19 protein-coding genes are annotated in these 19,282 nt (G+C 59.2%); 9 read left to right on the forward strand and 10 right to left on the reverse strand.

Annotation, left to right across the window (positions count from 1 at the left end):
• Positions 1-47: 47 nt before the first annotated feature.
• The 3 genes from PD282_RS05100 (at position 48) to PD282_RS05110 (ending at position 3,664) form a co-directional block, all read left to right on the forward strand.
• Positions 48-1,688, forward strand: coding sequence for an ABC transporter substrate-binding protein (locus PD282_RS05100; protein ID WP_274649261.1), 1,641 nt, complete (start codon positions 48-50; stop codon positions 1,686-1,688).
• Positions 1,689-1,893: 205 nt separating this feature from the next.
• Positions 1,894-2,751, forward strand: coding sequence for an ABC transporter permease (locus PD282_RS05105; RefSeq protein WP_274655043.1), 858 nt, complete (start codon positions 1,894-1,896; stop codon positions 2,749-2,751).
• A gap of 10 nt (positions 2,752-2,761) precedes the next feature.
• Positions 2,762-3,664 carry a carbohydrate ABC transporter permease gene (locus tag PD282_RS05110; protein ID WP_274649262.1) on the forward strand — a complete coding sequence of 301 codons (903 nt, stop codon included), beginning with the start codon at positions 2,762-2,764 and terminating at the stop codon, positions 3,662-3,664.
• A gap of 112 nt (positions 3,665-3,776) precedes the next feature.
• On the opposite strand, the gene PD282_RS05115 is transcribed toward PD282_RS05110, so the two are convergent.
• Complete coding sequence (locus PD282_RS05115) at positions 3,777-4,748, reverse strand: ArsR/SmtB family transcription factor (protein ID WP_274649263.1); 972 nt, start codon at positions 4,746-4,748, stop codon at positions 3,777-3,779.
• A 220-nt stretch (positions 4,749-4,968) separates the two neighbouring features.
• Here PD282_RS05115 and PD282_RS05120 point away from each other — a divergent pair, with 220 nt between their 5' ends.
• Together PD282_RS05120 and PD282_RS05125 are read left to right on the forward strand one after the other, a co-directional pair.
• Complete coding sequence (locus PD282_RS05120; protein ID WP_274649264.1) at positions 4,969-6,534, forward strand: stalk domain-containing protein; 1,566 nt, start codon at positions 4,969-4,971, stop codon at positions 6,532-6,534.
• A gap of 133 nt (positions 6,535-6,667) precedes the next feature.
• Complete coding sequence (locus tag PD282_RS05125) at positions 6,668-8,494, forward strand: B12-binding domain-containing radical SAM protein (protein ID WP_274649265.1); 1,827 nt, start codon at positions 6,668-6,670, stop codon at positions 8,492-8,494.
• A 13-nt stretch (positions 8,495-8,507) separates the two neighbouring features.
• On the opposite strand, the gene PD282_RS05130 is transcribed toward PD282_RS05125, so the two are convergent.
• Positions 8,508-9,815, reverse strand: a complete 1,308-nt coding sequence (locus PD282_RS05130) for an MFS transporter (protein ID WP_274649266.1) — start codon at positions 9,813-9,815, stop codon at positions 8,508-8,510.
• A complete protein-coding gene (locus PD282_RS05135; RefSeq protein ID WP_274649267.1) occupies positions 9,812-9,973 on the reverse strand; it encodes a hypothetical protein in 162 nt (53 codons plus the stop codon). Before PD282_RS05135 ends, PD282_RS05130 begins: the two co-directional genes overlap by 4 nt.
• Before the next feature lie 256 nt (positions 9,974-10,229).
• Here PD282_RS05135 and mgrA point away from each other — a divergent pair, with 256 nt between their 5' ends.
• Positions 10,230-11,219, forward strand: coding sequence for an L-glyceraldehyde 3-phosphate reductase (gene mgrA / locus PD282_RS05140; protein ID WP_274655045.1), 990 nt, complete (start codon positions 10,230-10,232; stop codon positions 11,217-11,219).
• Between the two features lie 188 nt (positions 11,220-11,407).
• The gene (locus PD282_RS05145) at positions 11,408-12,211 is read left to right on the forward strand and encodes a LysM peptidoglycan-binding domain-containing protein (protein ID WP_274649268.1); all 804 of its coding nucleotides are present in this window, start codon (positions 11,408-11,410) and stop codon (positions 12,209-12,211) included.
• A gap of 78 nt (positions 12,212-12,289) precedes the next feature.
• Here the strand turns inward: PD282_RS05145 and PD282_RS05150 are convergent, their stop codons facing one another.
• From PD282_RS05150 to PD282_RS05160, 3 genes are read right to left on the reverse strand one after another with little or no spacing between them, the layout of a single operon-like run.
• The gene (locus tag PD282_RS05150; RefSeq protein WP_274649270.1) at positions 12,290-12,667 is read right to left on the reverse strand and encodes an EamA family transporter; all 378 of its coding nucleotides are present in this window, start codon (positions 12,665-12,667) and stop codon (positions 12,290-12,292) included.
• Positions 12,664-13,026, reverse strand: coding sequence for a DUF2304 domain-containing protein (locus tag PD282_RS05155; protein WP_274649271.1), 363 nt, complete (start codon positions 13,024-13,026; stop codon positions 12,664-12,666). Before PD282_RS05155 ends, PD282_RS05150 begins: the two co-directional genes overlap by 4 nt.
• 18 nt (positions 13,027-13,044) lie before the next feature.
• The gene (locus PD282_RS05160) at positions 13,045-13,758 is read right to left on the reverse strand and encodes a glycosyltransferase family 2 protein (protein ID WP_274649272.1); all 714 of its coding nucleotides are present in this window, start codon (positions 13,756-13,758) and stop codon (positions 13,045-13,047) included.
• Between the two features lie 208 nt (positions 13,759-13,966).
• Here PD282_RS05160 and PD282_RS05165 point away from each other — a divergent pair, with 208 nt between their 5' ends.
• A complete protein-coding gene (locus PD282_RS05165; RefSeq protein ID WP_274649273.1) occupies positions 13,967-15,250 on the forward strand; it encodes a glycosyltransferase family 39 protein in 1,284 nt (427 codons plus the stop codon).
• 121 nt (positions 15,251-15,371) lie between these two features.
• Here the strand turns inward: PD282_RS05165 and PD282_RS05170 are convergent, their stop codons facing one another.
• The 4 genes from PD282_RS05170 to mnmL all read right to left on the reverse strand — a co-directional run bounded on the left by PD282_RS05170 (position 15,372) and on the right by mnmL (position 18,576).
• Positions 15,372-16,340, reverse strand: coding sequence for a type I phosphomannose isomerase catalytic subunit (locus PD282_RS05170; RefSeq protein WP_274649274.1), 969 nt, complete (start codon positions 16,338-16,340; stop codon positions 15,372-15,374).
• Between the two features lie 46 nt (positions 16,341-16,386).
• Positions 16,387-16,779 carry a VOC family protein gene (locus PD282_RS05175; protein ID WP_274649275.1) on the reverse strand — a complete coding sequence of 131 codons (393 nt, stop codon included), beginning with the start codon at positions 16,777-16,779 and terminating at the stop codon, positions 16,387-16,389.
• A gap of 222 nt (positions 16,780-17,001) precedes the next feature.
• Positions 17,002-17,607: a tRNA 5-(aminomethyl)-2-thiouridylate-methyltransferase MnmM gene (gene mnmM / locus PD282_RS05180; protein WP_274649276.1), complete on the reverse strand. Its 606-nt coding sequence runs from the start codon at positions 17,605-17,607 to the stop codon at positions 17,002-17,004.
• A 3-nt stretch (positions 17,608-17,610) separates the two neighbouring features.
• Entirely contained in the window at positions 17,611-18,576 is a 966-nt protein-coding gene (gene mnmL / locus PD282_RS05185; protein ID WP_274655047.1) for a tRNA modification radical SAM protein MnmL/YtqA, read from the reverse strand.
• 318 nt (positions 18,577-18,894) lie between these two features.
• Between mnmL and PD282_RS05190 the strand changes: the two genes are divergently transcribed.
• Positions 18,895-19,098 (forward strand): hypothetical protein, encoded by a 204-nt coding sequence (locus tag PD282_RS05190; RefSeq protein WP_274649277.1) that lies wholly within the window; start codon positions 18,895-18,897, stop codon positions 19,096-19,098.
• Positions 19,099-19,282 lie beyond the last annotated feature (184 nt).

Genomic DNA, 19,282 nt, shown 5'->3' on the forward strand with positions numbered 1-19,282 from the left:
TCTTCATGCCGATTCGATTCCAAATAATAAGCGGAGGTAAAAGCGAAATGAAAAAGGCGGTCCCGATTTTGCTGACCCTTGGACTGGGAGCGGCGCTTCTCGCCGGGTGCAGCGGCAGCGCAAATAACGAGAGCGGCAGTGCTGCAGCCGGAAATGAAAGCGGTAACAACGCAGCGGGCGGCAAAGTGAAGCTAACGGCAATCATCACGAAACATCCGTTGACGGAAGAGCTTGCGAAAATGAAATGGCTGCAGGACGCCGAAGACCGCGCGGGCGTCGATATCCAGTGGCAGGAGGTGACGGCCGACTGGGATCAGAAGAAAGGCGCGCTGCTTGCCGGGGGCGACGTTCCGGACCTGATCGTCGGGCCTAATGCGATCTCGGACGCCGACATCGCCCAGTTTCCAGGCTTGTTCCAGGACCTGACCGACCTGGTCGCCAAGGACGCGCCGAACGTGCAGGCGATGTTTAACGACAAGCCGGAGACGAAGGTGATTGCCACGCAGACGGACGGCAAAATCTACGGGCTGCCGAAATATCAGAGGTTCTGGCCCGCGACGGCGACGAGGCAGTTCATCAACCAGAAGTGGCTCGATCATCTCGGATTGAAAATGCCGACGACCTGGGACGAGCTGTTTAACGTCTTGAAAGCGTTTAAGGACCAGGATGCGAACGGCAACGGCGATCCGAACGACGAGATTCCGATGGACTTCGCTCCGACGGGTACGGGAGGCTTCGGCTACTTCCAGCCGACGGTGCTGCTCGGCAGCGAAGGCATCACGCTGACGGACGGCAGCGGGACTGGCTATTTCGTGGAGGACGGCAAGGTAAAAAACTTCCTCACGGACGACCGGTACAAGCAAATGGTGGAGTTTCTTCACAAATGCTACGCGGCCGGGCTCATCAATCCCGAGGTGTTCACGCAGGACTACACCAAATTCCAGTCGGTCGCCCGCGGCACCGGCGATACGGCAAAGGTCGGCTTTACGTGGGGCTGGGAAGTGACCGACCGGTTCGGCAACCAGCTGGCGCCCCAGTATACGTCGGTGGCGCCGCTTAAAGTATCGGCCGATTCGACGGCCAAACTGTCTTGGGACTACGATTACAACTCCCTCAACTACGGCTCGAACATGGTGGTCATGTCGGCGAAGACCAAAAATAAAGACGCGGCGATGAAGTTCATCAACGAGCTGTACGATCCGAAGGTGAGCATGCAGGTGCTGTTCGGCTCGCTCGGCACCAACATCAAGGATAACGGCGACGGCAGCTACACGGTACTGCCGCCGGCGGACAAGAATATGGACCCCGGCACCTGGAAATGGACGTCGACATGGGCGGATAACGGACCGATGTACATCGCCGATTCGCTGAAATTGACGCTGGGGACGGACATGCAGTCTGTGGGCAAGCAAACCGAGCCGCTCATGGGCGCACTCGGCGCCGTCAACCCAAGAACCGACGTGCTGCCGAGCATGTTCATCAAATACAGCACCGATGACAACAACGCGATGAGCCTTGTGAACACGAACATGATGACGCTTGCCATCGCCAAATATTCGCAGTGGATTACGAAGGGCGGCATCGAGAACGAGTGGGACGGCTACGTGAAAAATCTCGAGAAAATCGGTCTGCCGAACAATCTGAAAATCATGCAGAAGTATTACGACGATTATAAAAGCAAGGCGTAATCTTAAACCGCTCTTACTTACCGTTACGGGTCATGCCGCCCGGCTTTCATAAGGCGCCGGCGGCATGATTCCTTGAAAGGGAGATGCGTTTCTCATGACCTCTCAAACGAATGAGCTGCCGCAGCAGGCCGGCGCGAAACGCGCTCATGCGCGCAGCAAGCCGACCGTTATCGGCACCTTCCGGCGCGACTACCAATTGTGGATCATGGTTTTTCCGGCCATCGTCGTCGTTTTGCTGTTCAATTACGTTCCGATGTACGGCATTCAGCTCGCTTTTCGCGATTACGATTTTACGAAGGGGCTGACCGGGGGCGCCTGGCGCGGACTTCACTATTTCGAGCAGTTCGTGACCAATTACATGTTCGCCGATTTGATGAAAAATACGGTGACGATCAGTCTCGCTACGATTATCCTCGGCTTCCCGGCGCCGATCGTGCTGGCCCTCATCCTGAACCAGGTGAAGTGGAGGCGGGCGAAAAAAACGCTGCAGACGACTGTCTATTTGCCGCATTTTATTTCGATCGTCGTCATGGTCGGGCTGCTGAACGTGCTGCTGTCGCCCAACACGGGCATTGTGGGGCACATTTTGGACTGGCTGGGCTGGGGCGATTTCAACATGCTCGCCTCGACGAGGGCGTTCGTGCCGGTCTACGTTCTCTCGGACATCTGGCAGCACTGCGGCTGGAACAGCATCATTTATTTGGCCGCGCTGTCGACCGTCGATCCGCAGCTGTACGATTCCGCGAAAATCGACGGCGCCGGCAGATGGCAGACGATTCTGCACGTCGATTTGCCGGCCATCAAACCGACAATCATCATTTTGTTCATTCTCAGCATGGGTAACGTGCTCGGCACGGGCTTCGAAAAAGTGTTCCTGATGCAGAACGCGCTCAACCTGCCCGTTTCCGAGGTGATCGTGACCTACGTGTATAAGATCGGCATCATTTCGAACCAATTCAGCTACTCGGCGGCCATCGGCCTGTTCAATACGCTGATCAATTTTATTTTCCTAGTTGCGATGAACGCGATCTCCCGAAGAGCTTCGAACATCAGCCTGTGGTAGGAGGAAGGTCATGGAGCTTGCAGCCAAAAAAAACAAAAGCGCCGGAGACGCGGTATTCGATGCCGTCATCGTCGTCCTGTGCGCATTCATCTTTCTGATCGTAGCCTACCCGCTTTATTTTGTCGTGATCGCCTCGGTCAGCGATTCGACGCTCGTGTCCACCGGCCATGTCATTTTGTTCCCGAAGGGCTTCAGCCTGTTCGGCTATCATGAAATTTTTAAGGACGCCCGCATTTGGACCGGGTATAAAAATACGATCGTCTATACGCTGCTGGGCACGTTCGTGAACCTGCTGTTCACGCTCCCGGCCGCTTATGCGCTCTCGAGGCCGGAATTCCGGGCGAGACGTTTCCTGATGCTGCTTTTCGTCGTGACGATGTTTTTCAACGGGGGCCTCATTCCGACGTATATCCTGATGAAGGGGCTGCATCTGACGAACAATTTATGGGTGTTTATCATTCCCTTTTCCGTCAATATCTATAACCTGATCATCGCCAGGACGTTTCTCGAGAATGCGATTCCGAAGGAGCTTTACGAGGCGGCTTCGATGGACGGCTGCACGCATTTCACCTTTTTCATGAAGGTGGCGATGCCGCTTTCCAAGTCCGTCGTCTCCGTAATCGGGCTGTATTATCTGGTGGCGCATTGGAACGATTTCTTCACGGCGCTCATTTATATCCGCAGCAACAGCCTGCAGCCGCTGCAGATCGTGCTCCGGGACATTTTGCTGTCCAACCAGGTATTTGCGGGGGGCGCGGGAACCGGCGGCGATGCGGGAGGTTATGCGCAGCGGTACGCCGACCAGATCAAATACGGGGTCATCATCGTCTCGACGCTGCCGATTCTGCTCGTGTACCCGTTTATTCAGAAATATTTCGAAAAAGGGGTCATGATCGGTTCGATCAAAGGTTAAGCGGAAGGCAAACGCTCGGTCTATTGGGGAGGACACCGCCGTTCTTCCCGGCCGCATGAGAAAACCCGGACGGCCATCCGGAACGCCAGCGTTCCGGGCCGTCCGGGTTATCTCATTCCGATTCGTCTTCGCGCTCCTGCCGGGACGAAGGCGCGCTTCCTTTCTCCGCCCCTTTCTCGTAGTAAAGCTTGAACAATAGATCCTGATTGTAGTTGCCGAAGCCCGAGCCGAAAAGGGTAAGGCCTCCGATGTTGACGGCATCCTCCAGCACGGCGACGCGGAACGTCCACTGCTTTAGCTTGACATCGAGCATGTCGAGCGTCACGCCGGACAGATGCTGGCCGTCGATATACGTCCCGCTTTTGTTGATTTTCAACACCTTCAGGAGGCCGTACTGATTGATCTCGTTCCACCACCAGTCGGGCGTATATTTGCCGCGGTTGCCGCCGCCGAAGTCGCCGGGGCTTGTCCATGTGCCCAGATTGACGCCGTTCAGAAAAAAGGTGATGTCCGAAGGCCAGTTATCGTTCGTAAACGGCGCCTCGGAGGAAATCTCCATTGAAATTTCAAGCTCGACCGGCTCTTCGCCTTTCATTATAAAGTTCGGCACTTTGTATTCGACGAAGCCGTCGCTGCCGAACCATAAAATTTTCGCGTTGACGCGCTCGGGGTCGAGAAAATAACGCGGCTCGTCGAAGATGCCGATCACCTTCTCGGTCGTGGCGAGCCCGCACGTCGGCTCGATATCGAAGTCCGTGTAATGGCCGACGGATACTTCGGTCAAATGATATTCCCGCGCGGACGGATCGTCCTTGGCCGGGAACTCGATTTCGATAAAATCGGTCGAGAGCGTGCACACCTTCTTCGCCCCCCCTCTGCCGGACACCATCGTCGTGCGGATAAGCCCCGCCTTTTCCAGCTTCTTGACGTGCATGGTCATGATCGGACTGCTGAGATTGACCGCCTGCGCCAGCTCCTTGATGTTCATGTCCCGTTTCGCCAGCAGCTGGATGATGTTGATTCGGACATCGCTGGCGAGCGCCTCGTAGACCGGCAGCCATTTCTCGGTTACATCGATTTTCATGAGGTTCCTCCCGTCATGCGGCTCGTATTCCTCCACTATTCATTAACAAATAGGTATATTAATAATACAAACATTAATTTATTTTTTCAATCTATAGTCGGCCAATAACGAAACGTTAGCAAATCTATAACAAATCTATAGGAAAGCGTCATAGACAAATCGCTGGACGCGGTGATACGATAGCGACGTGGGAGATTAGGAGATTATTGGAGGAAACCGCGTGAAGAGCAGGAATAAGAAGGGGATGCTGGCTGCCGTGCTGGCTGCCGGCCTCGTGCTTGCGCCTCTGCCCGGGCTGACGGGAGGAAGCGCCGCCGCGGCGGCAAAGCCCGCAGCAGCGGCAATCGGCAAGACGGCCTATCAAGTGTATGTGGACGGCCGCAAGCTCGCGCTGTCGCCTCCGCCGGTCACGCTGAGCGGCACGACGCTTGTGCCGATGAGGGCGATTTTCAAAGCGCTGCAGGCCGACGTAACCTGGGAGCCGTCGACGAAGACGATCATCGGCATCAAGGACGGCATGAGCGTTACGCTGCAGCTCGGCTCGAAGAAAGCGGTCAAGAACGGCAAGGCGGTGCTGCTGGCCGTTCCGGCGCAGCAGCTGAACGGGACGACGATGGTGCCGCTTCGTTTTGTTTCGGAGACGCTGGGAGCCGAGGTGGCGGTCGATGCCGCGTCGCATGCGATCCGGATCACGTCCGAGGAAGCGCTTGAGCAGCAGGAAATCGACAAGCTGGCTGAAGAGCAGCGCCGGCAGCAGCAGGACGACGACAAAGAGAAGCTGAGCGTCCGGCAAATCGTCGACGAGAATGACGCGAAGGTCGTCATGATTACAACGGACACCGCCCAAGGCAGCGGCGTCATTATCGGCAGCGACCGGATCCTGACGAATTTTCACGTCGTCCAGGACGCCGCATCGGCGACCGTGACGCTGGAAGACGGCACGACCGCAGACGTGAAGGGCATCGTCGGCTACGATAAGGACAGCGACTTGGCGGTGCTTCAAACGAAGAAGCCGCTCGGGGTCGATCCGGTCAAAATCGGTGAATCCGAGCTGGTCGGCAAAGGCGATCACGTCGTTGCCATCGGCAGTCCGCTCGGTATTCAGAATACGGTATCCGAAGGGATCGTCAGCAACATTCAATCGGACGGCGGCGCGCAAACGTTCCAGATCAGCGTCCCGATCGATCACGGCAGCTCCGGCGGCGGCCTGTTCAACGACGACGGCGAGCTGATCGGCCTTACGTCCTCGGGCGTCGACGATACGCACGCGGATCTGAACTTTGCGGTTTCAGCTGAAAGCATCCAATTGCTGCTGCAGGACATCGCATCGAATCCGCCCTCAAGCGTCGCCTTCCTGCCGAGCGACAAGCCGTCGACGCTGGCCGGCGCAACGAACGACGAGATCAAGGCATTCATGGACAAGGAATACTCGACGATCGAGACGTCCGAAGGGACGGCCAAGCTGAGCGATTTTCAGGTGACCCGCGACGATCAGGGATGGGTCGTCATTACGGCGGTTATCGATCCGGCCTTTTATATGGTATACGGTCATAAGGCGAGCGACGATCTGCGCTATTGGGCGATCGATGCGGGCGTCGAGCTGCACAAGCTGCTTCCGGACAACGTCATCCAGCTGAATGTGTATTACGACCAGACGTTCAGCTTCCAGCCGCGCGGGTTCGGTCCGGGCGAGGTGACGGCGAACGGGGACGGCACGTGGCGAATCCGTTATCCGGTCATCCAGGTGCAGGGGAAAGAGAAGTTTAACGTGCAGGTGCGCGATTAACACATACGCTCACCGCATTAAGGGAGCCCTCGAGGAGGCAAGAAGCGTCCGAGAGCGGCCTCCCTTCTTTTTTTGCCCGAAATTCGGTACAATGATAGACAATCCGAAGCAAACAAATGAGGGAACCTTCGAAATGAAAATCGTGCTAACGACCCTGAACGCCAAATATATCCATACCTCGCTGGCGCTGCGCTGCCTGAAAGCGTACAGCGGGCATGAGTTTGATATCGACATCGCGGAATATACGATTAAAGACCCGGCGATGAATATCGTCTCCGATCTGTTCGCGAAGGAGCCCGATGTCGTCGGGTTCTCGTGTTATATTTGGAACATCGAGGAGACGATCGCCGTCATCGACATGCTGCGCAAAATCAAGCCTTCGCTGCGCATCGTCCTCGGCGGCCCCGAGGTCAGCTACGATACGGCATTCTGGATGGAACGGCTGCCGCAGGTCGATTTCATCGTTTTCGGCGAAGGCGAGGAGACGTTTCACCATCTGCTCACGGAGCTTCGCGGCGAACGGAAATTTCACCTGGTGTTCGGTCTCGTTTACCGGAAGCGGAAGGCGGACGGAACGGAGGAAATCGTCGTCAATCCGGGACGGCCGAAGCTCGATTTGGCGACGCTGCCGTCGCCTCACCGGTTTGCCGAAGATCTGCCTAAGCTGGGCAGCCGGGTCGTCTATTTCGAAACGAGCCGCGGCTGTCCGTTCAGCTGCCAGTTTTGCCTGTCGAGCATCGAGGTGGGCGTGCGTTATTACGATCTGGAGCGGACGAAGGCCGATCTGCTATTTCTCATCGAGTCCGGGGCGAAGCTGATCAAATTCGTCGACCGCACGTTTAATATTAAACGCGATTACGCGCTGGAAATATTCCGGTTTTTGATCGAAAACCATCGCGGCTGCGTGTTCCAGTTCGAAATAACGGCCGATATCATGCGCCCCGAGGTGCTCGATTATTTGGCCGAGCATGCGCCGCCCGGCATTTTCCGCTTCGAGATCGGGGTGCAGTCGACGAACGATCCGACGAACGAAGCGGTGCAGCGCCGGCAAAATTTCGCGAAGCTGACGCGCACGGTGACCAAGGTGAAGGAAAGCGGCAAAATCGACCAGCATCTCGATTTGATCGCCGGGCTGCCGCATGAGGATTACGACACGTTCCGCAAAACGTTCAACGACGTCTTTGCGCTCCGGCCGGAAGAGCTGCAGCTCGGCTTTCTGAAAATGCTGCGCGGCACCGGACTGCGCCATGACGCGGACAAATACGGCTATATTTACATGGACCGCGCACCGTACGAAATACTCGGCAACGATCTGCTGCCGTTCTCGGATATTGTGCGGATCAAGCGGGTCGAGGATGTGCTGGAGAAATATTGGAACGCGCACCGGATGGATCATGCGCTGCTTTATTTGGTGGAGCGGGCATTCCCGTCACCGTTCGATTTCTTCCAGCAGTTCGGCGATTATTGGGAAAGCCGCGGCTGGCAGAAGATCGGCCACCAGCTGGAGGACCTGTTCGCAAGGCTGTGGGCGTTCCTAACGGAATATACGAGGCATGAAGAAACGAACGGAAGAAGCATAGGCTGGAGTCCGGACGCCGCACTCGGCCTGATGAAACTCGACTATTTCCTGAATCACAACTACAAGCCGCGCAAGGTGTGGTGGGATTTCACGATGGACCGGCCGGAGTGGAACGGCTGGATGAAGCGGCTGGCCGAGCGGCCGCAGGACGTGTCCGCCGCGTTCGCCGCGCTCGGTCTGGGCGAGAAAGAGCTGCACAAGCATGCGGTCATCGAACGGCTGCCGTTCGATCTGGACCGGTATATGCAAAGCGGCGCCGTCAGCGCCGAATCGGAGACGCTGCTCATCGTGGTCTACGGAGGCGGCTTCGGCGGAGGCGGTGCGGGAGCCGCCGCGAAGACGTTTGCCATGAAGCTGGGCCGGGAGGCGAGAACCGGCTAATCCGGTGCCGGCGCTATTTCGGTTCGGCGAGCCGTTCCGCCGCCTGTTGAACCGCCGGCCCGCCCGCCCCTGCGAACTTCGCCGCGGCTTTTCGTTTATTGCGGTACACCAAGATGATGGCAAGACATGGAACGAGACAGGACAGTCCGCACAGCATATAGGCGCTGTCCGCGCCGAAACGGTCGGCCGCGTAACCGGTGAGCAGATTGCCGAGCGGCGTCGAACCGGCAAAAACGAGCGAATAGACGCTCATGACCCGGGCGCGGTATTCGTCCCGGGCATTCATTTGGAGGAGCGAGTTGCTGTTCGTCGAGAAGGCGATTGTGCATATGCCCGTAGCGAGCAGCAGCAGGCCGGTGACCATGACGGAGCCGCTCAGTCCGATCAGAAACAGGCCGATCGAGATGACGATGCTGCAGACGACGCTCACCTTGAGCTTCGGGCCTATCTTGCTGCGCAGCCCGACCGTCACGGCGCCGATCAGCGACCCCGCGCCGAGACAGGACATCAGCCCGCCGTACGTTTTTTCGTCCAAATGAAGCACCGTTCTGGTAAAGACGGGAATGAGCACGTTGAAGTTAAAGGCGATCGTCCCGATTACGGTTACGAGCAGAATCGTTTGCGACAGCAAAGGATCGCCCGCCATATAACGGATGCCGTCCTTGATTTCGGCGATCAGGCCGATGCCCGTTTTCTTCGCCCGGACATAAGGCTTCGCCTCGATTCGAAGCAGGCCGAGCAGGACGGCGACGAAGCTGAGTCCGTTCAGCAAAAAGCACCAGCCGGTCCCCAAATACGCCATCATCAGCGCGCCGATCGAAGGTCCGAGGATGCGCGCCAAATTGAAGGTGGTCGAGTTGAGCGCGATGGCATTCATTAAATCTTCCTTGCCGACGATCTCGATATTGAACGATTGGCGGGTCGGCAAATCGAACGTGTTCGTCAGGCCGAGCAGAAACGCCACCGTAAGCACATAGCCGTAACGGACCGTGTCCGTAAAGACGAGCACGGCGAGAGTGAGTGCGAGACACATCGAAACGGACTGGGTGATCAGCAGGATGCGCCGCTTCGGATACCGGTCGATAATGACTCCGGCGAACAAGGATAGGAAGGTGATCGGGAGAAACTGAACCGCTCCGACCAAACCGAGCAGGAACGGCGAACCGGTCAAAGTCAGCACAAGCCAGGACTGCCCGATATTTTGCATCCAGGTGCCGATCAGGGAAATGCACTGCCCGTACCAGAAATAGCGGTAATTGCGGTGGGTCAGCGCATGAAAGTGGCGATCGACGAGCCGCCCGCCGGCGGCGCGGATATTCATTCGGATAACGCCTCCCGGCCTCGCCCGTCCCGCTGGTAAAGCGTATTCAAAGATTCCCCGCCGTTGCACCGGGCCTTCCGCCGGTCTCCGGCGTACCGGTGCGAACAGCGGCACGGCCGCGGCGTCCGGCGGGAAAGCGAATGGCTGTCGTCGTTCATCCGTTCTTCCTCCTCAACCTTCTATGCCCTCAGTTTACTCCCGCTGCCGGTGCGTTGCAATTGCAACTTCTGACGCCTTGTAAAGCTGAGACGGCAAAATCGAACCGTCCGGGAGGCAGGACGCGGTAGTCCGGAACGGAACGGGCGTGTTATGATAGACATGCACATCATCGTTTTTTGCGTCAAAACGATTGCGGTCAGCCGGCTTCGGAATTCGGAGATGCCGGGTGCAACCCGACAAAAAGGAGCGATCAACGTGGTCTACCAGGCAAGTGAAGAGCGGTATGCTTCCATGAAGTACAACCGCTGCGGACGATCCGGCTTGAAGCTGCCGGCGATTTCGCTGGGGTTGTGGCACAATTTCGGCGGGACGGATACATACGAGAACGGCGCGGCTATGCTGCGCAGGGCGTTCGATTTGGGCGTCACGCACTTCGATCTCGCGAATAACTACGGGCCGCCGGCCGGTTCGGCGGAGGAAATGTTCGGGCGGGTGATGGCGGGCGATTTCAAGCCTTACCGCGACGAAATGATTATTTCGACGAAGGCGGGCTATTATATGTGGGCGGGGCCTTACGGCGAGTGGGGCTCGCGCAAATATCTGGTTTCTTCGCTGGACCAGAGCCTGAAGCGGATGGGGCTCGATTACGTCGATATTTTCTATCATCATCGTCCGGACCCGGATACGCCGCTCGAGGAAACGATGGGCGCACTCGACCATATCGTCCGTTCGGGCAAAGCGCTTTACGCCGGCATTTCCAACTATAACGCCGAGCAGGCGGCAGCGGCGATCGAGATCGCAAACCGGCTTGGCACGCCGATTCTGATCCACCAGCCGTCCTATAGCATGCTGAACCGCTGGATCGAAGGCGGACTGCAGGACGTTCTCGAGCAGAACGGCGTCGGCAGCATCGTGTTCAGCCCGCTGGCGCAGGGCATGCTGTCGAACAAATATTTGAACGGCATTCCGGAGGATTCGCGCGCAGGCGGCTCGAGCCGGTTCCTCAGCGAGAAGAACATCACCGCCGAGCTGCTGGACAAGCTGCGCAGGCTGAACGATCTGGCGTCGGCGCGCGGCCAGTCGCTCGCGCAGATGGCGCTCGCCTGGGTGCTGCGCGGCGGCCGAGTTACGTCCGCGCTGATCGGCGCCAGCAAGGTGAGCCAGGTCGAGGACAGCGTGGCGGCGCTGAACAATCTCGATTTTTCGAGCGAAGAGCTGGAGCAAATCGAGACGATTCTGAAGTAAATCGAAGCGGCGGAACGGCGAGAAGCATCTCGAAGTCCGGCGTATGCGGCGGCTGCCGCGTGCGTCCGGACTTTTTTTTGTCGTCCTGCAAGGCAGCGCGAAGCGCGAAAGCGTCCCGGAACGTTCACCCCGGCCGGGCAACCGGCATACCCTAGTTATCAGCCCAGACGACAGGAGTTGCGTTGCTGATGCCGATTTCTCCGGGAACCCATCTGATGGTGACCGTCCTCCCCGGCGATACGCTGTATGCGATCGCCAACCGATACGGCACGAACGTGCCTGCCATTACACAGGCCAATGCGCTGTATCCGCCCGTTACCGACCCGGGCCTCATTTATCCCGGGCAATTGCTTCTGCTCCGGCTGCCGGGCATGTCGCAGACGAGCGCCGTGCTGTACCAGGTCGCGCAGGGCGACAACCTGTTCCGCATCGGCGAGCGGTTTTCCGCCGGCGCCGACATGCTGGCGTCGCTCAACCAGCTGCAGGATCCGAACCTCATTCGCGTCGGCCAGCAGCTGTTCGTCCCCGCTTTCGTGTACGAGGTTGCGCCGGGCGATACGTTCTACGGCATTTCGCGCCGGTTCGGCGCATCCATGAGCGAGCTCGCGCGGGCGAACCGCGGCCGGCCGGGCTGGTCGCCGGACGTGCTGTATCCGGGCTTCCAACTGGCGGTTCCGTACCCGTCCTCCACGAATATCGCCGTTTTCGAGCCGATGCCCGGCGCGACGATCGCCTCCGGCCAGCAGCTGTCGGGCGTGGCCCGCGCCTTCGAAGCAAACGTGCTGTACCAGCTTCGCGATGCATCGGGCCGCTCTGTTATTCCGGAGCGGTTCGTGACAGCCGCCGAAGGCGCGCCGGCGTTCGGGCGGTTTAACGCGGAGCTCCGTTTCGCCCAGACGCCCGCCGCACGCACGGGCACGCTGCTGGTATACACGCGCAGCGCCCGCGACGGCAGCATTCAGGACATGGTCGAGGTGCCGGTCCGTTTCTGACGCAAGCGTTCCGTATAAAAATGCCGTCCTGCTGCCGACATTCGGCCGGGACGGCATTTTTCCATCCGCTTCATGTTTTTACGAAACGGTCAGACGTGCGGACAGGCCGATACAGGCGACGCCGGCCAGAATCAGCAGGCAGCCCGCGATTTTCATGGCCGACAGCGGTTCGCCGAACAAATAATAGGCGCCGACGATGGAGAGGATGTAAGCCAGGCTTTGAACCGGATAAGCGTAGCCAAGATCCACCTTGGACACGATATAGAGCCAAAGAACGGTGGCGCAGCCGTAAATGAACAGCCCGCCGGCGATGTAAGGGGAGAACAGCAGCTCCAGCACGGTCCGAACGCTCTCGAACGGCCTCGTCTGCCGCATCAGCCCGTATTTCCACAAAAACTGGCCGGACACCAGCATCAGCGTATTCGCCGCTATAAGCGCAAACTGAACAAGCGTCACAGGCGGCGTTCACCGCCCTTCTCCGGCTGAAGCTCAAGCAGCTTTTTCTCCAGCACGGCAAACTCCTGCGTCAGCGTTTTGATTTTATCTGCCTGGTTCGATAAGCCGATCGTCTGCCGGACAAGCAGCCCCAGGATGAAGACGATCGTAATCAGGAAGACGAACGCCGGCATATACGCGATGCCGATCCGCCCGGCGATCCGGTTCAGCAGCGGGATGCAAAGCGCGGCCGCAACGCCGGCGAGCGCGACGACCAGCCACAGGAACGCATAGCGGTCCCGCAGCTTGTGGGTCGCCGTGAAATACACGATCAGCCCGAAAAAACACAGCGTGATCAAAATGGCGACAAACTGATTCATGGAACGGCGGTCCTTTCGTTATGAGAAGCTTTTGCGGATCAATGAGAACAGGGTCACCTTCATCATATAATACATCGATTTGGTCCAGTTGATCGACGACTCGCCGCCTTGGCGGCTCCGCATGTCGACGGGGATTTCCTTCACCCGAAAACCGCGCTTGACCAGGCTGACGATCACTTCGACCTCCGGATAATCGGTCGGATAGGCGCGCGAAAACAGCTCGATCGTCCGGCGGTTTACAATGCGAAACCCCGAGGTCGGATCGGTGATTCGGACGCCGGTAAGCAGCCGGACGAGCAGGTGAAAATAATAAATGCCGATCCGTCTTGCCGCGCTGCCGCGATAGCCGCTCGGCTTAAGGAAGCGCGAACCGATCACCATGTCCAAATCGCCGGTCCGGACCGCTTCCACGAGCTTGGCGATGTCCTGCGGCCGGTGCTGCCCGTCGGCGTCGAGCTGGATCGCATACGAGTAACCCAGCCGGTCGGCGTATTTGTAGCCGCTCTGCATCGAGCCGCCGATGCCGAGATTGACCGCGTGGCGCAGGGAGGGCATCCCCTCGCTCCGGATAATATCGGGCGTGCGGTCCTTTGAGCCGTCGTCGATGACGACAAAATCGTAAGGCGTATGCAGCTTCAGCTCCCGGACCGTGCGAGAGAGCGCCGCCTCTTCGTTGTAAGCGGGAATGATGACGAGAATGCTGCGGTTCTGTTCGGTTGGGATAAACGGCATGGATCTACCCGCCTCGCATGTCATGTGTTAGCCAGTATGGTCATATACCGGCCAAAATAGACGGCGCCCGGGCAGTACGAGGTTTAAATCGGGCAATTTTAATCAAGGCTATATAAAGCTTGGTCTTTACGAATCCGTACCACCGGAAAATGGGGATATCAAAATCAGAACATCAGAAAATCGGAACATCAGGAGGGAGCCCGTCCGATTGTTTTCCATTCGATCCGAAACGCCGGCGGTGCGCAGGCTCGTCATGGCCGTCATGGCGGCCGTGCTGCTCGCGAACGCCGCGGTCGTGCTGTGGCGCGGCGATCATTTTCTGCTCGGCTCCTACGAGAAACGAAACAACGACGACGTGAAATATATTTACGCGGCGCAAATGCTCGTCGAACGGCATACGCTCGTCTATAACAGCGGCGGCGCGCCGACGGACTTCATCATGCCGGCCATCCCGCTTATGCTGAGCGGGTTTATGGCCTTCCTGGACCGCGACGGCGCGGTGACGGCTTTTCGCCTGCTGCAATGCCTGATGCAGACCGCGTCCGTTTATTTGGTGTTCGTCGCCGCGCGTGCGCTGCTCGGCACGAGGACGGCGCTGCTCGCCGCCCTTTTATCGGCGTGCTACGTGCCGGACCTGTTCGCTTCGGGCGCGATTTTGACCGAATCGACGTTCAAGCTTCTCTTTTTGCTGCTTGTCTGCGGCACGCTCTATGCGCTGAAATCGGGAACGGGCGCCGCCTGGGCGCTGGTCGGCATTCTGCTCGGACTCGCCTGCTACGTCAAGCCGCAAAGCTGCCTCTATCCGCTGTGCCTCTTTCTTATTTGGCTGGCGCACAAGTACGGCTGGCGGCAGTTCGTCAAATGCACCGCCATTGTCGGGGTCAGCAGTCTCCTGCTCCTGACCCCGTGGTGGGTACGCAACTATGCCGATTTCCGCGCCTTCATTCCGTTTACGAATTCGTCGGGAAATCCGATGCTGCTCGGGGCGCTCATCAAGAGGCAGGCGCCGCCGCAGGGCTTCTTCGAGCAGTATCCCGAATACGCGGGCAACCGGCTGTTCGCCGGCAGCAACAGCTGGGAGAAAAAAGCGGCGAAGCGGCTGATCGCCTACGGGTTTACGCACGATCCGCTGCGGTACGCTTACTGGTTTACGGTCGGCAAAACGATCGGGCTGTTCGAAGGCCCGTTCTACTCGAAGCCGGTGCCGGGACTGCCGCGGCCGGCGGTCGTTACGCTCCATGTGATGTACGTGATCGCGGGCTTCGCGGGCATCGCCGCATCGCTGGCGCAGCGGCGGTTCAAGCAGCTCATGCCGCTGCTGCTCCCGTTTCTCTATTTCTGGTTCATCCACCTTCCCTTTGTGACGTTCGGCCGATACGGCTATCCGCTCATGTGGATTTTGACGATTTTTGCGGCCTCCGCGCTCGGCTCGCTCGCCGACTGGATCCGCCGCAGACGTTCCGCCCGTCAGGCCGAACCCGCCAATCTTTAACGCCGGCCGTCATGCGCCGCCACGCGCACCAGGGAACATGATCGTAAAAAAGACCTCCCATTCGAGCGCTGTATCGGACGCCGAATCGGAGGTCTTTATGGGCTTCAAGGACTGCGGAGGCTTAAGGCGTTACGCTTCTCAGCACGGTCATGGCGCCGCTCAGCTCATAGCGGCCGAGATTCGCCGGCAGCAGGAAGCATTCGCCCGCTTTCGCATCGAGGCTTCCGCCATCCCAGCCGATTGCGCCTTCGCCTTCGGCGACGACGAGGATGACGAAGCTCTCCGGCGTTGTGGACAGCTTCCACGGTGCGCGGACGACGCCTTTCTCTACTATAAAATAAGGCGACTCGGCGATCTTCAGCCATTCGCCGGCGTGAGCGCCGTCCGTTTTCATCCGCGCCGCACCCGCGCCTTCATAAGCGATGACGTTCAGCGAATCCTCGATGTGCAGCTCGCGGAGCTTGCCGTCGAGGCCCGGCCGGTTGTAATCGTAGAGGCGGTACGTCGTATCCGAGTTTTGCTGGATTTCCGCGACGACGACGCCCGCGCACAGCGCATGCACCGTTCCGGCCGGAATGTAGAAGGCGTCGCCGGCTTGAACCGGCACTTCCTGCAGGCAGTCCATTACGCGGCCGGCTTCGATAGCGGCGGCAAGCGCGGCGCGATCCACGCCGTCCTTCAAGCCGTAGATGATTTTGGCGCCCGGCTTGGCATCGAGGACATACCACATCTCCGTCTTCCCGAGCTCGCCCTCCGGCAGCCCGGCGTAGTCGTCGGTCGGATGCACCTGCACCGACAAATCGTCGTTGCAGTCGAGCAGCTTGATCAGCAGCGGAAAGCGGCCGTTCCGCTCGGAAAAGCCCTTCGTGCCGAAAAAGTCGCGGCCGAACCGTTCGCGGATTTCGTCCAGCCCGAGGCCGGCAAGCTCGCCGTTGACGACCTTTGTCGTGCCGTTCGGATGGTCGCCGATCATCCAGCCTTCGCCGATCGGACCGTCCGGCAGCTCAAGGCCGAAACGCTCGAGCGCCCGGCCGCCCCAGATCCGTTCTTTCATCTCCGGTTTAAATTGAAGCGGGTACGCTTGCGTCATGGTGATTCTCTCCCTTGCTCGATCTCTGTATGGTGTGGCCTTCCCTTTAACTCGCGGGAGGCTGGAACATTTCCAAAAACTCGCCGTCCGGCCCGTAGAAGAAGAAATAGCGCGCGCCGTTCGGCAGCGTCGTAATTTCGGTGTCGCGCAGCGGCACGTTCAGCCCTTTGATGCGCTCGAATTCCGCCTCGACGTCATCGACCGTAAACGCGACGTGATGGGTGCGGCCTTCGGCCGGCAGGTCGCCGCCTGCGCGCTCGATCAGCTCGATTTGGGTTTCCTGCCCGTCTGCGCCGGTCAGAAAACCGAGCTTGACAACGCCGTTGGAATGGAGCATCGTGTGCAAATGCCGCAGTCCGACAATTTCCGTGTAAAATTTGATCGATTTCTCCATATCCGTAACCATAATGCCGACATGCTCGAGCTTGTGTACAGTCATGAACGATTCCTCCCATATAAAATGATAATCAGATTTTGTACCGCGTTCAGCTCCGGAAGCCGCCCCACCCGAGCCGCTGCAAACGGCAGCTCCAGTGTGCGGTGTTTCACTGCATAACGGCGGACGGGCAGCCGCATGCGGCCGGCGAGGCAGGAACGGCAGAGCGGTTTCCCGCAAAGCGCGGGAAGATAGGCGGGGGCCGGCTGCCGTGCCCGCGCCGTTCTATTCCGCCGGAACGGGCGCCGCCTTCTTCTCGGCAGCGACCAAATACGGCGCGTCGGGCTTTTGCGCCATCCGGTACAGCATGGCTTGTCCGAGCGACTGCGGCAGGGCGCCGGCCCAGGCTTCGACTGCCTCCGCCTCCTGCCGCCCGCCCGGGTGGCCGGGGTACAGCACGGCCGTAAGCACCCCGCCGGGGCGCAGCAGCGCCAGCGAAGCGTCAAGCGCCGGAAGCGTCGTCTCCGGCCGGGAAATGACCGTTTTGTCGGTTTCCCCGCCCGGCAGGAAACCGAGGTTGAACATGACGGCGGAAATGCGGCCGTGCAGTGCGCGGTCGACGTGCTCCGCCATGAGGGAATGGCTGCCGAGCACGAGCCGCAGCCCGGGCAGCCGGCCTTCCGCCGCGAGCGGGGACAGCCGGCCGCGCGTGCGCGCAAGCGCCTCCGGCTGGACGTCGAAGCCGTAGACGATGCCGTGCGGGCCGACAAGCCCGGCGAGAAAGCGCGTATCGACGCCTCCTCCGCAGGTCGCGTCGACGACGGCGTCGCCGGGCGACACCCGCTCGGCGACAAGCCGCTGCGCCATGCCGAGCACGGACAGGAAGCCCACCTTTTACCTCGCCTCCCGCAGCCGGCCCTGCCACGTTTGGCGCCGCTTGAGCTCGTCGTCGATGGCGTTCAGCACTTCCCACTTCTTCAGGCTCCACATCGGCCCGATCAGAAGGTCGCGCGGCGCGTCGCCGGTCAGCCGGTGCACGATCATGTCCGGCGGCAGCAGCTCGAGCGTATCGACGATCAGCTTCACGTACTCGTCCCGTTCCAGGAAGCGCAGCAGGCCGGCCTCGTACTGCTTCACCATGGGCGTTTTGCGCATGAGATGAAGCAGGTGGATTTTGATGCCCTGCACGTCCATATCCGCAACGGCCCGGCCGGTCGCCATCATCATTTCGTGCGTCTCCTGCGGAAGGCCGTAAATGATATGCGCGCACACGCGGATGCCCCGCTCCCGCAGCCGCCGGACGGCGTCGAGGTAGCATGCCGTATCGTGGGCCCGGTTGATGAGCGCCGACGTCGATTCGTGCACCGTCTGCAGCCCCATTTCCACCCACAGGTAGGTCCGCTCGTTCAGCTCGGCCAAATAATCGACGACATCGTCCGGCAGGCAGTCCGGCCGCGTGGCGATCGACAGCCCGACGACGCCCGGCTGGGCGAGAATCGCTTCATAATATTCGCGCAGCTCCGCTACCGGCGCATACGTGTTCGTATAAGCCTGAAAATAGCCGATATAGCGCGCCTCGGGCCATTTCTGGTGCTGCAGGTCGCGCACCTTGCCGAACTGCGTGACCAGGTCGTCCCTGCGGCTGCCGGCGAAGTCGCCCGATCCCCGCGCGCTGCAGAAGGTGCAGCCGCCCGCTGCGATCGTCCCGTCCCGGTTCGGGCAGGTGAACCCGGCGTCCAGCATGACCTTGAACACTTTGCAGCCAAACCGTCCGCGCATCTCGTAATTCCACGTGTGAAACCGTTTCTCGCCCCACAGCCGCGGCGCGGCGGCCGCCTGCGATTCCGTATCCGTCTGCATACCGGTCAGCTCCTTCCGGGTCCGGTTCCAAAGATGTCCGTTCATTCCCTCCAATTGTAACGAAAAAAAACGCTGAGCGCCATGCCTCCGGAGTGCCCCGGACAAAAACGTCCGAACGGGCCGGCAGATGGATTCGCTGCCGCTTTCGAGCTGGAAATCCGGGCAAACTTTTTTTGGCTGCGGGCTTGAAAAACCTTACACGATGTGTTATATTAAAAATGCGACAATTCAAGGAATAGCCGCATTTTCACCATCATCCAATCTCTTGTTATAGTCCGTCGTTTTTCTGGAAAAAGTAACAATAAGAGGTGATGAGGAATGAACACGCAGGTCAAAATTCCGCAAGGTGATGAGAAGGTGACTGTCGAACTGACGGTCAAGGAGCTGATGGCGCTGGCCGGCATCCGTTTCCACGGCAACCATAACGTGGAGGTTTCCGCCCGCAAGAAGCTGAACGAGGTGCTGGAAGAGAAGTACGATATCGAGCACGGGCCGGGCATCCCGCCGCAGCTGCTCAACTGAATACGCACGAAGCCGTACGGCCGGGGAAGCGCTTCACACGCGCGACTTCGGCCTTTGTTTTGCCCGCAAGCGGCAGGGGCGCTTTACAAGCGCCGCGATGTCCGGCACAATAAAGGACGAGCTTCAACCGTCCCCCAAAATATACTCCGTTAACAAGCTGTTTTCGGAACGCTTGTCCGGGGAC

It is taken from the genome of Paenibacillus humicola (assembly GCF_028826105.1).
GTDB lineage: Bacteria > Bacillota > Bacilli > Paenibacillales > Paenibacillaceae > Paenibacillus_Z > Paenibacillus_Z humicola.

Coding starts and splice junctions, on each gene's coding strand:
- PD282_RS05155 (WP_274649271.1), bottom strand. CDS start 13,026: ATGAATCAGTTTGTCGCCATTTTGATCACGCTGTGTTTTTTCGGGCTG.
- PD282_RS05130 (WP_274649266.1), bottom strand. CDS start 9,815: ATGAATATCCGCGCCGCCGGCGGGCGGCTCGTCGATCGCCACTTTCAT.
- PD282_RS05125 (WP_274649265.1), top strand. CDS start 6,668: ATGAAAATCGTGCTAACGACCCTGAACGCCAAATATATCCATACCTCG.
- PD282_RS05105 (WP_274655043.1), top strand. CDS start 1,894: ATGGTTTTTCCGGCCATCGTCGTCGTTTTGCTGTTCAATTACGTTCCG.
- PD282_RS05170 (WP_274649274.1), bottom strand. CDS start 16,340: ATGACGCAAGCGTACCCGCTTCAATTTAAACCGGAGATGAAAGAACGG.
- mnmL (WP_274655047.1), bottom strand. CDS start 18,576: ATGCAGACGGATACGGAATCGCAGGCGGCCGCCGCGCCGCGGCTGTGG.
- PD282_RS05110 (WP_274649262.1), top strand. CDS start 2,762: ATGGAGCTTGCAGCCAAAAAAAACAAAAGCGCCGGAGACGCGGTATTC.
- PD282_RS05190 (WP_274649277.1), top strand. CDS start 18,895: ATGAACACGCAGGTCAAAATTCCGCAAGGTGATGAGAAGGTGACTGTC.
- PD282_RS05145 (WP_274649268.1), top strand. CDS start 11,408: ATGCCGATTTCTCCGGGAACCCATCTGATGGTGACCGTCCTCCCCGGC.
- PD282_RS05135 (WP_274649267.1), bottom strand. CDS start 9,973: ATGAACGACGACAGCCATTCGCTTTCCCGCCGGACGCCGCGGCCGTGC.
- PD282_RS05160 (WP_274649272.1), bottom strand. CDS start 13,758: ATGCCGTTTATCCCAACCGAACAGAACCGCAGCATTCTCGTCATCATT.
- PD282_RS05115 (WP_274649263.1), bottom strand. CDS start 4,748: ATGAAAATCGATGTAACCGAGAAATGGCTGCCGGTCTACGAGGCGCTC.
- PD282_RS05175 (WP_274649275.1), bottom strand. CDS start 16,779: ATGACTGTACACAAGCTCGAGCATGTCGGCATTATGGTTACGGATATG.
- PD282_RS05100 (WP_274649261.1), top strand. CDS start 48: ATGAAAAAGGCGGTCCCGATTTTGCTGACCCTTGGACTGGGAGCGGCG.